Genomic DNA, 12,521 nt, shown 5'->3' with positions numbered 1-12,521 from the left:
CCAGATGAAAGGATGGTCGAACCGCCGGCGCGGCAGAACCTCCATTTCCACTTCGCCAGATAAGACTGCGGCAGTTCGTCCGGATATGGCGTGAGATCGAGCTGCTTGTTGTGGCCAGCTCGACTACAGCGCCGGATGCCGACGGTGCCAGTCCGTCGCGCTCTGGAACGCGATGCCGGCGCGGATCAGCGTCGCTTCGCCGAGATCCGCGGCCACCATCTGGAATGCGATCGGCAAGCCATCGCTGCTGAACCCTCCCGGCAGGGTGAGTGTCGGCTGGCCGGTCATGTTGAAGGGGGCGGTGTAAGCTTGCAGCCGGGCTATCAGCTTCGGTTGCAAGCCCATTGTCCCCATCCTCTTCAGAGAGAGCGGCGCAAAAGGATGCGCCGGCACGAGGAGCAGGTCGATGTTTCCGAACAAGGCTCGCATGCGGCCGCGGAAAGCCATGCGCCGCAACAGCACCTCCTGATAGTCGAGGCCGGACAAGGCGCGTCCGGCCTCGAGAACCATGCTCAACACCGGACCGTACTCCGCCCGGCGCGCAGGATAAGTCGCCCTATGGGCAACCGCGGCTTCCACGGCGCAATTGGGAGCCCAATCGGCCACGGCCTGGGTGACGTCCGGCACCTGAACTTCCACAAATTCGGCGCCCAGCGCGGATAGCACGCGCTCCGCGTCATCGAGAATCGCAAGCACCTGCGGATCGACGTCTTTGCGGCCCCAGTCGCGATCGACGCCAATTTTGAGACCGCCAATGCTCTGGTTCGGCATCGCCGCGATACTCGCCACCGGCTCCTGCAATGCGGTGGGATCGGCGGGATCGGCACCGGCGACGGCGGTGAACAGCGCGGCGGCGTCCGCGACGCTGCGCGCCATCGGCCCAATGTGATCGAGGCTCGGCGCGAGGTCGAACACGCCGTGGCGGCTCACTCGTCCCCAAGTGGGCTTGACGCCGGTCAGGCCGTTCGCGGCCGACGGCCAGCGGATCGAGCCGCCCGTATCGGAGGCGAGTGCGCCGAAGCAAAGCCCGGCCGCAACCGCCACACCCGGCCCGCTGGAAGAGATGCCCGGCCAATAATCGGCATTCCAGGGATTGCGGGGCGGCGTGATCTGCGGATGATGGTCGGAATAGGCGCCCTCAGTCATCTGCAGCTTGCCCAGCAGCACGGCACCCGCTTCCCGAAGGCGCCGCACGGCGGTAGCGTCCTCGGCCGGCTCGAAGCGCTTGTGGATCGTCGTTCCCGCCGCGGTTGGCATGTCCCTGGTCCAGAACAGGTCCTTTACGGCGAGCGGCACCCCATGCAGCGGCCCGCGATAACGGCCGGCGACAATATCAGCCTCTGCCGCCCGCGCCTCTGCCATCGCGCGCTCGGCGGTGACGACGGCGTAACTGGCGAGCGTGCCATCCAGCGCTGCGATCCGGTTGAGTTGCTGACGGGTCGCCGCGACGGGCGATATCTTGCGCGTCCGGATCAACTCCGCCAGCACAGTCAATTCCAGGAAATGCAGGTCCCCCATGGCACTCAGCCTATGGCTCCGGCGCGGACATTCGCGACAAAGCGAGCAAGCGCCTTACCGACCTCGTCGGGGGCTTCCTCCTGCAGGAAGTGCGCGCCTCGGATCATGACGGTCTGCTGGTTGGGCCAGGCACGGCAGAACTCACGCTGCGCGCCAATCAGAAAACCGGCCGGATCGGCGTCGATGAAAAGTTTTGGTATCGGACTGGTGGAGAGCCATCGCGCGTAGTCATCAACGATCGTCACCACGTCGGCCGGTTCGCCGGCGATCGGCAGATCCCGCGTCCAGGCCAACATCGGCATGCGCGAGAGGCCGGGATTGCGGTAGTGGCGCCGGTAGACCTCGATCGCCTCCTCGGGGATGTGGCGAAGCGGCAGCAGGTATTCGATGAAGAGATTCTGCCGGAGGATCAGATCCTCGCCCCCGTCGGTCCGTTGACCTTGAAAGAAGGCCCGGGTGGCCGCAGGCCATTCGTCCCAGGACGCGAACGGCCGCACAATCCCTTCCATATAGGCGATCGCTTTCACGCGATCGGGATGGCGTCGGGCCCAATCGAAGCCCAGCGCCGAGCCCCAGTCGTGGACGACAAGGATCACGTTCTTCGTCAGGCCCATCGCCTCGAACCAGGCGTCGAGATAGCGGCGATGATCGACGAACCGATAATTTCCGTCGGGTGCAGGCCCGGAATTGCCCATACCGACATAGTCCGGCGCAAGGCAGCGCCCGTAGGGCAATAGATGCGGGATGATATTGCGCCACAAATACGACGGGGTCGGATTGCCGTGCAGGAACACGATGGGATCGCCTTCGCCGGCATCCACGTAGGCCATGCTGGTGTCCAGCACCGCCACGCGCTTCCGGTAGGACACCTCCTCGGTCGAAATCGGGGGATGAGTCATTTCGGAATTCTCCTCTGCTCGGGCGTGTGGAACTTCCACGCTGTCGACACCAGTTAACGTCATTAACAGGTGTTTGTTGCCGAAACCAGTAAAAAGATTATGCTGGTGTGATGAGGCATTCGGAAAAATTCTCGGTTCCCGGCGATATCGCGCTGCTGTACGATTTCGTGAACTCGATCGATCTGCGCCGATACGTCGAGCAGGGCGTCGCGCACGAGCCCGGTGACGAGCTGGAGACGCCGGCGCAGCTCGAAAAATGGCTGCAGAATCGCGGCCTGTTGAAATCCGGCAGCCGGATTTCGCACGCCGAGCATCGCGAAGCGCTGGAGCTGCGCACGGCCCTCAGGCAATTCCTGAGTTCCTCGCCGACACAACAGACCGCGGCAGCCACTGACCTTGAACGCGCTGCGGCCCGCTTTCCCTTGTCGGTCACAGCGTCCAGGAAGCGTTCGCTCGACTTACAGCCCGTTGCACGGCGCGCGATCAGCGGGCTTGGCGGCGTTCTGGCGGAACTCGTGCGGCTATCCGACAGCGGCAAGCTTGAGCGAATGAAAATATGCCATTCCGACGAATGCCACTGGGTCTTTTACGACCGCTCCAAGCCTGGCAATCGCCGGTGGTGTTCATCGGACCGATGTGGAAACCGAGAGAAGACCCGCGCCTATCGCGACCGCCAGCGGCGTGGCGATTGATGACCACCAGCGCCCCTCGGGCAAAGGCTTCGTGTAGCCCGAGGAAAAACCGCTGATGCGGACCGTTGGGTCCGCATCATGCTTTATTTCCACTTCGCCAGATAGAAGCGCGGCAGCTCGTCCGGATACGGCGTGAAGTCGAGTTGCTTGGAGTGACCGTAGGTCGTCACATAGGTGTGCAGCGGCGCCCAATAGGCCTGCTCGGTGATCTTCTTGATCGCCGCCGAATAGGCCTCCTTGCGCACCTCCGGGTTAATGGATGATCCACCCTGGAGCAACCAATTCTGCACCTCGGGATCGCGCGCGTAGTCGTCGGCGCCGCCATCGAAGAAATTGGGCATGATGGCCGAGACATCGTTGATCGAATAGCTGCCCCAGCTACCGAGATGCATCCGCAGCTCGCCGGCCTTCGAGCGCTGGATCAGCGCTGCGGTCTGGAGCTGGTTGAGCTTGGCGCGGATGCCCACCGCATGCAGGTAGTTCTGGACCGAAGAGCCCCATTGCGGCAGCACGTAGCTTGCCAGCTCTACATCGAAGCCATCGGGATAGCCGGCCTCAGCGAGAAGCTGCTTGGCTTTCGCCGGATTGTAGTCGTAGGCTACCGCGGCCTCAGCATCGCAGCCGAACTGCGACGGGAAGCATGGCGCAGCGGGAACGCGGCTGCCGCCGGTGACGAGCTTGTCTGCGATCGCCTTGCGGTCGATCGCATGCCAGATCGCCTGACGCACCTTCTGCTTGGTCAATGGATTGTCGGCGCCGGTGCGGCCGGCGGCGTCGAGCGAGAGATAGCCGATCCGCATCGATTCCTTGCGCACAGCCTGCAGATGCGGCATCCGGTTCACGGGCTCGAGCTGGTCCGGATTCATGTTCCAGATCCAGTCGGCGCGACCGGCAAGCAATTCCGTCATTTCGGTGCCGGCATCCGGCACGAAGCGCACGCTCATCTTCCTGATCGCGGGCTTGCCCTTCGGGCTGCCGGCCCAGTAATCCTCGAACCGCTCGAAGTCGATGGAAACGCCGGGCTCGACCTTGGTGATCTTGTAGGGACCCGCGCCGACCGGCGCCTTGGCGTAGCCTTCCGCGCCGACCTTCTCGCGATAGGCCTTGGGATAGATCGGCAGCACCAGCGCGAAATATTCCAGCGCCGCGGGGTTCGGCCGCTTCAGCTTGACGCGCACTGAGAGATCGCCGGTCTTCTCCGCCTTTTCGATCCAGTTGTAGTTCGATGGCGTCGAGACGCGGCTCGCCGGATCGGCGACGAGATTGACCGTGTAGACCACGTCATCGGCGGTGAATGCGCTGCCATCGTGGAATTTGACGCCTGGCCGCAGCGTGAACTCGATCGTGGTCGGGTCCGGCAGCTTCCATTCGGTTGCGAGCAGCGGCTCCAGCTTGAAGGTATCCGGATTGCGATAGACAAGCGCATCCCAGCCTTGGTGGTGCATCACCACGCCGGTGCGCAGATTGTTGTAGAAGGGATCGATGTTGGGCAGGGCGTCGCGCATGACGATGCGCAACGTGTCGGCGGATTTCTGCGCCGCCGCCGGCAACGCAGTGACACCCAATAGAGCCGCCGCCAGAATTGCAACGCCGAGCTTGTTTTGCATGGGCATATCGCTCTCCATTATTTTCGTTTACAGGCGGCGTGAAGCACGCCCTATGCCAGATGACATTCTACCATTCCCCGGGGCTGGCGGACCATGGGCGCTGGTGTCTCGTGGCGGCAGCGCTCGACCGCGATGCGGCAACGCGGGTTGAACCGGCAGCCCGGCGGAATATTGGACGGATCCGGCATGACGTCGCCGAGACCGATATCCGGCACGCCCTTGCCCGGCTCCGGCGTCAGCACGCTTTGCAGCAGCGCCTGCGTATAGGGATGCCGGGGTGTGCGAAACAGCGCGTCGGTTTCGTTCCGCTCGACGAACCGGCCGAGATACATCACCGCGACTTCGCTCGCGACATGCTCGACGACCGCGAGATTGTGGCTGATGAAGAGATAGGTCAGTCCGAGGTCGCGGCGCAGGTCGGCCAGCAGATTGAGAATTTGCGCCTGCACCGAGACGTCGAGCGCGCTGGTCGGCTCGTCGCAGATCACGATCCGCGGCTCCAGCACCAATGCGCGGGCAATCGCCGCCCGCTGGCGTTGCCCGCCGGAGAGTTGCGCCGGCATGCGTTCGCCCATGGCGGCCGAAAGCCCGACGCGCTCGAGAATATTGCCGACCCGGCGCTCGATCTCCGCGCGCGAGAAAGTACCTTGCGCGGCCAGCGGCAGCGCGACAATGTCCTTGATGCGGCGCCGCGGGTTGAGCGAGGCGAAGGGATCCTGGAACACCGGCTGGATCAACCGGGCGCGCGCCTTGCGGTCGAGGTCGAACAGGCGCTTGCCGTCGACGAGCACGCCTCCCCCCGTCGGCTTGAGCAGCCCGAGGATCAGGCGCGCCAGCGTGGATTTGCCGCAGCCGGACTCGCCGACAATGCCGAGCACGCTGCCGGCCGGCACACTGAAGGTGACATCGTCGACCGCGACCACGCGTTTTTCCGCCGACATCAGCCCGGTGTGGACGCGGAATTCGCACCGCAGGTTCTCGACCTCGATCGCGGCGGTCATGCGGGTTGCAGCTCCGCCCAGTCCGGCTCGAGCCGGCAGAGATAGTCGTGCGCATTGGCCGCCCGACGCCGCGGTATCGTGCGCGTGCACGTTTCGTCGGCATGGGCGCAGCGCGAGCGAAAAGCGCAGCCGGCAAAGCCGGGCCCGATCGCCGGCACGACGCCGGGGATCGAGCCGAGCGGCCGGTCGCGCTGCACGCGGCCGGGCACCGGCACGCAGGATAGAAGACCGCGTGTGTAAGGGTGTTGCGGCGCGCGGAACAGTTCCGCGGTCGGCGCGCGTTCGACCACCTCGCCCGCATACATCACCGACACATGGTCGGCGACGCGCGCGACGATACCAAGATCATGGGTGATCAGCAGGATCGAGAGGCCGAGCTCGCGCTTGAGGCCAGCAAGCAACCGCAGGATCTGTGCCTGCACGGTGACGTCGAGCGCGGTGGTCGGCTCGTCGGCGATCAACAGTTCCGGATCGCACATCAGCGCCATCGCGATCATGACACGCTGGCGCAGTCCGCCAGAGAGCTGATGCGGAAACTGGCCGAGCCGCATGCCGGGCGCGGTGATGCCGACGCGGCCCATCAGTTCGGCCGCGCGATCGAGCGCCGCCGCGCGCGTGCCGCCCTTGTGGCGCGTCATCACCTCCGCCATCTGCGAACCGATGGTGAAGGCCGGATTGAGGCTGGTCATCGGCTCCTGAAAGATCATCGCTATGCGATTGCCGCGCAGCCGCACCATCTCGCGGTCCGACAGCGACATGAGATCGGTGCCGGCAAAACGCATCCGTTTCGCCGAACGCTGGCCGCCGCGGGCGAGCAGGCTCATCACCGCCAGCGCGGTGACCGACTTGCCGCAGCCGGATTCGCCGACCAGGCAATGGGTCTCGCCCTTCTCGACCCGGAACGAGGCGCCGCGCACCGCCGCGGTGCGACCGCCGAAACTCACCTGAAGCTCCTCGACCTCCAATAGCGCGCTCATCGCAGCCGCTCCGCGCCGAGCAAATTGCGCAGTCCGTCGCCGACCAGATTGATGCCGAGCACCAGGACAAGCAGTGCGACGCCGGGGATCATGATCACCCAGGGCGAAAAGAACATGTAGTCCTTGCCTTCGGCGATCATCAGCCCCCATGACGGCAGCGGAGGCGGCACGCCGAGCCCTAAGAACGACAGGGCGGCTTCGAGGAGGATCGCCAGCGCCATCTCCAGCGTTGCCACCACGGCGAGATGGCTCGCGATGTTCGGCAAGATCTCCCTAATCAAGATGTGCGGCATCGAGGCACCGGCGCACCAGGCGGCGCTGACGTAGTCGTGGTTGCGGACCTGCATGGTGGTGGCGCGCGCGACGACCGCGAAGCGGTCCCACAGCAGAAGGCCGAGGGTGGCGACGACGAGCCCGAGGCCCGATCCCATCAGCCCGACCACGGCCAGCGCGACCAGCACGACGGGGATCGATAATCGCGTCGTGATGGCAAACAGCACGAAGTCGTCGACGCGGCCGCCGAAGAATCCGCCGAGCACGCCGAGGGTGATGCCAATCAGGCCCGAGGTGATCACCGTCATGGTGCCGATCAGGAGCGAAATGCGCGCGCCGTAGACCAGCCGCGCGAGATAATCCCGGCCGAGCTGGTCGGTCCCGAGCAGGTGCCCCGCCTGGCTGCCCTCCATCCAGAACGGCGGCTTGAGGCGATTGCCGAGATCCTGAACGAACGGGTCCTGCGGCACCAGCGCATTGCCGACGAGGGCAGCGGCGAGGACCAGCGCGACGATGGCAATCCCGATCGCAAAGCCGGTGGTACCGATGCGCGACGCACCGACGCTGGAAGGCTGCGGCGCCTGAATGGCAATCGGCTCGCTCATCCGGTCCTGAGCCTCGGATCAAGCAGCGCATTGAGGATATCGGCCAGGAGCGTGAGGCCGATATAGAACACGGCGAGCACCAGCACCACCGCCTGCACGACGGGAAAATCATTCTTTGCGATGCTCTCCCAGCCGAGATAGCCGACGCCATGCAGCGCGAACACGGTCTCGATGACGATCGAGCCGCCCAGCATGAAGCCGAGCTGGACCGCGGCGATCGACACCACGGGTATGGCGGCGTTGCGCAGCGCGTGCTTGAAGATGATGCGCGCGCGCGACAGGCCCTTGGCGCGCGCGGTGCGGATATAGTCGGATGCCATCGCCTCGATCATGCCGGAGCGCGTCAGCCGCGTCAGCGCCGGGATTGCCGTAAAGGCCAGCACGATGCCGGGCATCACAAAATGTTGCCAGGTGCCGGTGCCCGAGATCGGCAGGATGCCGAGCTGCAGGCCGAGCACGATCATCAGGATCAGCGCCAGCCAGAAACTCGGGACCGCCTGCCCCACCATCGTGAACAGGGTGACGCTGCGATCGATCCAGGTGTTCTCGCGGAGCGCCGCCAGGATGCCGAGCGGCAGCGAGACGATCAAGGCGAGGCTCAGACCGACCAGGCCGAGCGTGACCGTGATCGGCAGGCGCTTCTGGATCAGGTTCGCCACGCTGTCCTTGAAGAAATAGCTCTGGCCGAAATCGCCGACCATGGCACGACCGGTCCAGGCGAAGAACTGGACATAGAGCGGGCGATCGAGGCCGTAGGCCTTGCGCACGATTTCGACATCGGCCTGCGTCGCCTGCGGACCGGCGATCGACACCGCGAGGTCGCCGGACAGCCGCGTCAGCAGGAATGCGAGCGTCATGACGGTCAGCGCGACCAGCACGCCGAGAGCAATACGCCGAGCAATCAGACGCAACATATATCAGGACTCCACGACCAACGCGGAACGCGTGTTCTCAGATCAGCCGCCATACAAGAAGCGAACGTAACGGTGTCATCAAACGGATGCCCCTTGCAAGAGAGGCGGCGAAATTTCGTGCAGCGTGCGTACGTTTTGGAATGTTGGCCTCACCTACTCTAGTCGGCTCCCGCGGAGCCGCGACTCGCTGCCCCATTCCGGCCGGGCGTTGAGCGAACGTGAACCGTGCGTTGCGCCCGCGCACGCCATTGAGCGAATGCAATGTATATGCCATCGCAGAGCTGTTCTGGCGCGAGATCAGGATGATGCTTTCGCGTTTAAGAAAATCAAGCGGTGTTTAATGCTTTTGCTGTGGGGATGGCGGCTACTTCCGGACAAGCTGGGCGAAGTTCCGCGCCTGAATCGCCTCGTTGCTGTGGCGATCTGCCCAGCTTCATGAAAGCCACGCACAATTTTCGAGCCGTTTTGCGGGCGAGCTATGAATGGCTCATCGGCTGCTGCGCTTGCTTGAACATCCGGATCGCCTCCCTGTCAGCCGTCTGGGCAAACTCGGCGTAGTGCGCGCCGACCGCTTAGAACGGATGGACGACCTCGCCACATTGAGTCGCAATTTCATCCTTGCTTTCCAGCAGCATCCAAATCACATAGGAGGGAGGTTTCAGCTCAACGCGCCAGGCCTTTGAATATTCCGATGCTCACGCGCATTCCCTTGCCGGGGGCGCTGTCGACATCGAAATCCGCCTTGGCGTTCTCCGTCAACGTACTGAGCATGAGCGCTGAGAGCTTCCCGGGCACAGGCCACATTGCGCCTTCAGCAAGTCCGTTTCCGTCGTCTGCCACCACGACCCGATAATAGTCGTTGCGCTCCTGCAGGCATCTGACCGTCAATGTGCCAGATTCACGGCCATCAAAGGCGTACTTGAATGCATTCGTCAGCAGTTCATTGACGATAAGCCCCACGGGCATCGCCACGTTGATTGAAATCGGAGCTTGGTCAGCTTTGAGGTCCAGCCTAACGCCGTCAAGACCGTGAGTACGCGTCACCGCGGACGCAATTTGTGTGAGATACTGGCCAAGATCGATGGTTTGACCAAGGCCGTCGCCGGAAAGTTCTTGGTAGAGAATGGCCAATGACTCGATGCGTCCAGCCAGACGATCCATCGCCGCCCGGTCAGCGCTGTTTTGATTGCGAATATCAAGACGAATGAGGGCGGCGATCAGTTGCAGATTGTTCTTTACTCGATGCTGCAATTCCTTCAGCAAAAGATCCTTATCGCGCAATTGTCGCTCAAATTCGTCGCGTTGCGATTTTGCGCGCTCGGTAATGTCAATCAGCGCGACAATGCGATAGTCCTCCGTTCCGTCCTCATTTTGGATCACGCCAGCAAAGGCATCTACCAATAAATGCTTCGGCTGCTCGCGTTGAAATGTCCCTATGAAGTCATCGCAGTTGAGTAGCGATTTGGTGAAGGTGACATCGGGCTGTCCTTCGAGCGTGAATGACTCCAGGACCGACCAACCTCTTCCCTGGATTTCTGAGGCGGCTTGTCCCGTCAGCGCCTCATAGGACTTGTTCGCAAAAATTATGCGCTGGTCTCCACTGATTATTTTGGAGATGACGACTGCGATCGGTAAGCGATCGAGGAACAGCCTGAATTCGTGGGAGTTGATTGCTTGTGTGATATCGAGCGCGTCGAATAAATCATTGACCTGCTGCGAGGCAGACGCGGAGCCCTGTTCTGGATCACCCATTTTACCTGTCCTGGTTGCCGGCTGGGGGATTCGCTCCTGTCCCGCTATCCATATGGGACGTAAGCTGAGGATAATAAGGCTCTGGCACATCCATGCCAGTCGAATCGGCGCGCGACCGCGCCCTGCCTTAGGGGAAAGTTCGTGGGCTGGAGCTACTTCGGGGCGACATTTGTCGCCGCTCCGGGTAGCTCCCGGTTCCCAGACCGTAGCGGTCGAAGTAGCCCGGGACCCAGCCAATCTCTACCGATGGCCCGCCGCCGCGGTGCCGAGCGGCAACACCGCGAGCGGCGAGGGCTTAACCGGCGTTTGCTCCTGTGCCGGAGGACGCAGCAGAGCTGCCGATTCCCTCGTGCCGTAGACGAGCATCGTCGCCGAGCCGATGAGCACCATCAGGGCTGAGACGATGACGGCGAGGAAGATTCGTTCCATGAACGGTCAATGAACAGCCGCGGCGTCCGTTCCGTCATACTCGGGTATAGCAGCCCGGTGAGTGCCGCGAGCAGAGAGGACTCTAGCAAGGATCCCTCGGCCGTCGAAAATCCCAAATCCCGCTTCCGGCAGCCGGCGAGAGAGTGCATCAATGTCATGGCTCGAGATCGCAGACCACGCAGAAAATCCCGCATCCGGCGCCGCTCGGCCTTGTCGCAGGCGCGTATCCGGCTTTCTCTGCTGCACCCGAAATAGCCCGGACTTCCTTCGAGCGTTCCAGAGATTTTGGTGGCCGCGGCCTGAAAAGAAAGACCCCGCCATCTGCATTTAGCGAGATGACGGGGCTTTCGGAGCATTCACCTTTTTTCAAGGTTATTTGCTCCTTGCCTCAAGAACTCCCTGCACGCGGTTACGTTCCTAAGAATTTAAAATTTACCATTTGCTCCGCTCGCGTTGATCCGAGCTTTGAACTCCTCCAAGCGGTTCCACGCTTCGGCGGCGGGGTCGCTGGTTACCTGCTGATGCAGCTCAAGAGACCGCCCGAGCCGAGAGTCGTTTAGCCGACACTCGGTCCGACGCCGCGACTGCAAATCGAGGGGCGGACACTTTGCGGATTCTCTAACGGCGTTGCTTGGCAGACGGTTGCGAGATGGCCTTCAGCGCGCCCTGCGCCGCTTCGTCATCCGAGCGGCCGAGATCGGCCAGCGCGATGACCCCGACGAGCCGCCTGTCCCTGTTGAGAACAGGCAGACTCCGCACCTGATGCTTGGCCATGATTTGCGCGGCGGCTTCGGCATCGTCATCGCTGAAGCAGTACGAGATGCCTTCGGACATCACCTCTCGAACCGTCGTGTTGCCGGCCGACCGCTCTTCGGCGACTGCCCGCACCACGATATCCCGGTCGGTGACCACACCGATGAGACGATCGTTCTCGCCGACCGGCAATGCGCCAACGTTGTCTGCCCTCATGCGTTTGCGGCGTAACGGATGGTCATGTTGGGATCGACGATGCGCACCGTCGGCATCATCATTTCCTTGACCTGCATGATTGGTCTCCTGAAGCTGGCGGACCTGTGAGCTGACGCCGCCAGTTTGCGGTTGTTTCGCAGGTCGGCGCGGAACCACCCGACCGGCCCGCCGGAACGCGAAGTTATCGAATTACCAATTCGCCACCGCGGTAGACCACCTGTGAAGCCGCGCGGTCCACAAAATCAGGAACTCTGGCGGTTGGCAGGCGTCGAATGGTGGCCGGAATTATCATCTCGGGCGAATTGCCGGATCGAGTCCGAATGTCCAAACCCCGGAATTTGCTTGCGGCAAGTCGTCTCACGCACTGGCGAATGGCCGGTCCGGGTGGCTTCCGAAATGTCGAAGGGGTGATCGAGAGTTTCGGCGGACCGGGCCTGTTTTGGTATGCCGAGGAGGCCTTCGATGATCTGGTGCTGAGCGTCGAGTGGCGCTTGAGCTCGCTGGAGGACAATTCTGGGGTATTTCTCCGCTGTCCGCCGCTGGCTGACAGCCCGCAACCGGCCATCGAGCGCGGGTATGAAGTCCAGATCGATGACCGAGGGCTTGATCCCGAAAAGAAGCTGCTCGGCAGTCCGCTGCATTTGACCGGGGCGATCTATCAGCTTGCGCCGGCAGTCCGGTTGGCTTCGCGGGCCGTTGGGCAATGGAACAGATTCGATGTGCACGCCACTGGATCAACCATAAGAGTCATTCTCAACAGAGAAGAGGTGTCTCTGCTCGGGCGCGCATCGCGACAGCCGCGCGGCCACATTGGCCTGCAAAATCATCACGCCGGATCCGCGGTGCAATTTCGAAACCTGCAGGTGGCGCGACCGTAGTGCCCCG

Annotated in this window: 13 protein-coding genes; 3 read left to right on the top strand and 10 right to left on the bottom strand. The window is 62.8% G+C overall.

What is annotated here, in order from left to right; all coding sequences use genetic code 11:
- Nucleotides 1-123: 123 nt before the first annotated feature.
- A complete protein-coding gene (locus HCN58_RS10510; protein ID WP_171579266.1) occupies nt 124-1,518 on the bottom strand; it encodes an amidase in 1,395 nt (464 codons plus the stop codon).
- A 5-nt stretch (nt 1,519-1,523) separates the two neighbouring features.
- Nucleotides 1,524-2,417 (bottom strand): haloalkane dehalogenase, encoded by an 894-nt coding sequence (locus HCN58_RS10505; protein WP_171579265.1) that lies wholly within the window; start codon nt 2,415-2,417, stop codon nt 1,524-1,526.
- Nucleotides 2,418-2,527: 110 nt separating this feature from the next.
- On the opposite strand from HCN58_RS10505, the gene HCN58_RS10500 reads away from it, so the two are divergent.
- Nucleotides 2,528-3,109, top strand: a complete 582-nt coding sequence (locus tag HCN58_RS10500; protein WP_171579264.1) for a CGNR zinc finger domain-containing protein — start codon at nt 2,528-2,530, stop codon at nt 3,107-3,109.
- 83 nt (nt 3,110-3,192) lie between these two features.
- On the opposite strand, the gene HCN58_RS10495 is transcribed toward HCN58_RS10500, so the two are convergent.
- The 5 genes from HCN58_RS10495 to HCN58_RS10475 are packed head-to-tail and all read right to left on the bottom strand — an operon-like array spanning nt 3,193 to nt 8,486.
- Entirely contained in the window at nt 3,193-4,722 is a 1,530-nt protein-coding gene (locus HCN58_RS10495) for an ABC transporter substrate-binding protein (protein WP_171579263.1), read from the bottom strand.
- Between the two features lie 44 nt (nt 4,723-4,766).
- Nucleotides 4,767-5,717: an ABC transporter ATP-binding protein gene (locus tag HCN58_RS10490; RefSeq protein ID WP_171579262.1), complete on the bottom strand. Its 951-nt coding sequence runs from the start codon at nt 5,715-5,717 to the stop codon at nt 4,767-4,769.
- Nucleotides 5,714-6,694 (bottom strand): ABC transporter ATP-binding protein, encoded by a 981-nt coding sequence (locus HCN58_RS10485; protein WP_171579261.1) that lies wholly within the window; start codon nt 6,692-6,694, stop codon nt 5,714-5,716. The genes HCN58_RS10490 and HCN58_RS10485 overlap by 4 nt, the downstream gene beginning before the upstream one ends.
- Nucleotides 6,691-7,572 carry an ABC transporter permease gene (locus HCN58_RS10480; RefSeq protein ID WP_171579260.1) on the bottom strand — a complete coding sequence of 294 codons (882 nt, stop codon included), beginning with the start codon at nt 7,570-7,572 and terminating at the stop codon, nt 6,691-6,693. The genes HCN58_RS10485 and HCN58_RS10480 overlap by 4 nt, the downstream gene beginning before the upstream one ends.
- Entirely contained in the window at nt 7,569-8,486 is a 918-nt protein-coding gene (locus HCN58_RS10475; RefSeq protein WP_171579259.1) for an ABC transporter permease, read from the bottom strand. The genes HCN58_RS10480 and HCN58_RS10475 overlap by 4 nt, the downstream gene beginning before the upstream one ends.
- A gap of 482 nt (nt 8,487-8,968) precedes the next feature.
- Here HCN58_RS10475 and HCN58_RS10470 point away from each other — a divergent pair, with 482 nt between their 5' ends.
- On the top strand, nt 8,969-9,169 hold the full coding sequence (locus tag HCN58_RS10470; RefSeq protein WP_171579258.1) for a hypothetical protein: 201 nt from the start codon (nt 8,969-8,971) through the stop codon (nt 9,167-9,169).
- On the opposite strand, the gene HCN58_RS10465 is transcribed toward HCN58_RS10470, so the two are convergent.
- The 3 genes from HCN58_RS10465 to HCN58_RS10455 form a co-directional block, all read right to left on the bottom strand.
- Nucleotides 9,150-10,238 carry a sensor histidine kinase gene (locus HCN58_RS10465; protein WP_171579257.1) on the bottom strand — a complete coding sequence of 363 codons (1,089 nt, stop codon included), beginning with the start codon at nt 10,236-10,238 and terminating at the stop codon, nt 9,150-9,152. The two genes, HCN58_RS10470 and HCN58_RS10465, sit on opposite strands and share 20 nt — an antisense overlap.
- A 240-nt stretch (nt 10,239-10,478) precedes the next feature.
- On the bottom strand, nt 10,479-10,667 hold the full coding sequence (locus HCN58_RS10460; RefSeq protein WP_171579256.1) for a hypothetical protein: 189 nt from the start codon (nt 10,665-10,667) through the stop codon (nt 10,479-10,481).
- A gap of 618 nt (nt 10,668-11,285) precedes the next feature.
- On the bottom strand, nt 11,286-11,636 hold the full coding sequence (locus tag HCN58_RS10455; RefSeq protein WP_235983526.1) for a CBS domain-containing protein: 351 nt from the start codon (nt 11,634-11,636) through the stop codon (nt 11,286-11,288).
- Between the two features lie 320 nt (nt 11,637-11,956).
- Here HCN58_RS10455 and HCN58_RS10450 point away from each other — a divergent pair, with 320 nt between their 5' ends.
- On the top strand, nt 11,957-12,514 hold the full coding sequence (locus tag HCN58_RS10450) for a 3-keto-disaccharide hydrolase (RefSeq protein ID WP_171579255.1): 558 nt from the start codon (nt 11,957-11,959) through the stop codon (nt 12,512-12,514).
- The last annotated feature ends 7 nt before the right edge of the window (nt 12,515-12,521 follow it).

This window comes from Bradyrhizobium australiense (assembly GCF_013114825.1).
GTDB classification, from domain to species: domain Bacteria; phylum Pseudomonadota; class Alphaproteobacteria; order Rhizobiales; family Xanthobacteraceae; genus Bradyrhizobium; species Bradyrhizobium australiense.
The sequence above is the reverse complement of the archived record's forward strand: the minus strand, read 5'-3'. Positions and strand labels throughout refer to the sequence as shown.

Bases quoted from the DNA above. Each gene is read 5' to 3' on its own strand.
- HCN58_RS10510 (WP_171579266.1), bottom strand. From the start codon at position 1,518: ATGGGGGACCTGCATTTCCTGGAATTGACTGTGCTGGCGGAGTTGATC.
- HCN58_RS10505 (WP_171579265.1), bottom strand. From the start codon at position 2,417: ATGACTCATCCCCCGATTTCGACCGAGGAGGTGTCCTACCGGAAGCGC.
- HCN58_RS10500 (WP_171579264.1), top strand. From the start codon at position 2,528: ATGAGGCATTCGGAAAAATTCTCGGTTCCCGGCGATATCGCGCTGCTG.
- HCN58_RS10495 (WP_171579263.1), bottom strand. From the start codon at position 4,722: ATGCCCATGCAAAACAAGCTCGGCGTTGCAATTCTGGCGGCGGCTCTA.
- HCN58_RS10490 (WP_171579262.1), bottom strand. From the start codon at position 5,717: ATGACCGCCGCGATCGAGGTCGAGAACCTGCGGTGCGAATTCCGCGTC.
- HCN58_RS10485 (WP_171579261.1), bottom strand. From the start codon at position 6,694: ATGAGCGCGCTATTGGAGGTCGAGGAGCTTCAGGTGAGTTTCGGCGGT.
- HCN58_RS10480 (WP_171579260.1), bottom strand. From the start codon at position 7,572: ATGAGCGAGCCGATTGCCATTCAGGCGCCGCAGCCTTCCAGCGTCGGT.
- HCN58_RS10475 (WP_171579259.1), bottom strand. From the start codon at position 8,486: ATGTTGCGTCTGATTGCTCGGCGTATTGCTCTCGGCGTGCTGGTCGCG.
- HCN58_RS10470 (WP_171579258.1), top strand. From the start codon at position 8,969: ATGGCTCATCGGCTGCTGCGCTTGCTTGAACATCCGGATCGCCTCCCT.
- HCN58_RS10465 (WP_171579257.1), bottom strand. From the start codon at position 10,238: ATGGGTGATCCAGAACAGGGCTCCGCGTCTGCCTCGCAGCAGGTCAAT.
- HCN58_RS10460 (WP_171579256.1), bottom strand. From the start codon at position 10,667: ATGGAACGAATCTTCCTCGCCGTCATCGTCTCAGCCCTGATGGTGCTC.
- HCN58_RS10455 (WP_235983526.1), bottom strand. From the start codon at position 11,636: ATGAGGGCAGACAACGTTGGCGCATTGCCGGTCGGCGAGAACGATCGT.
- HCN58_RS10450 (WP_171579255.1), top strand. From the start codon at position 11,957: ATGTCCAAACCCCGGAATTTGCTTGCGGCAAGTCGTCTCACGCACTGG.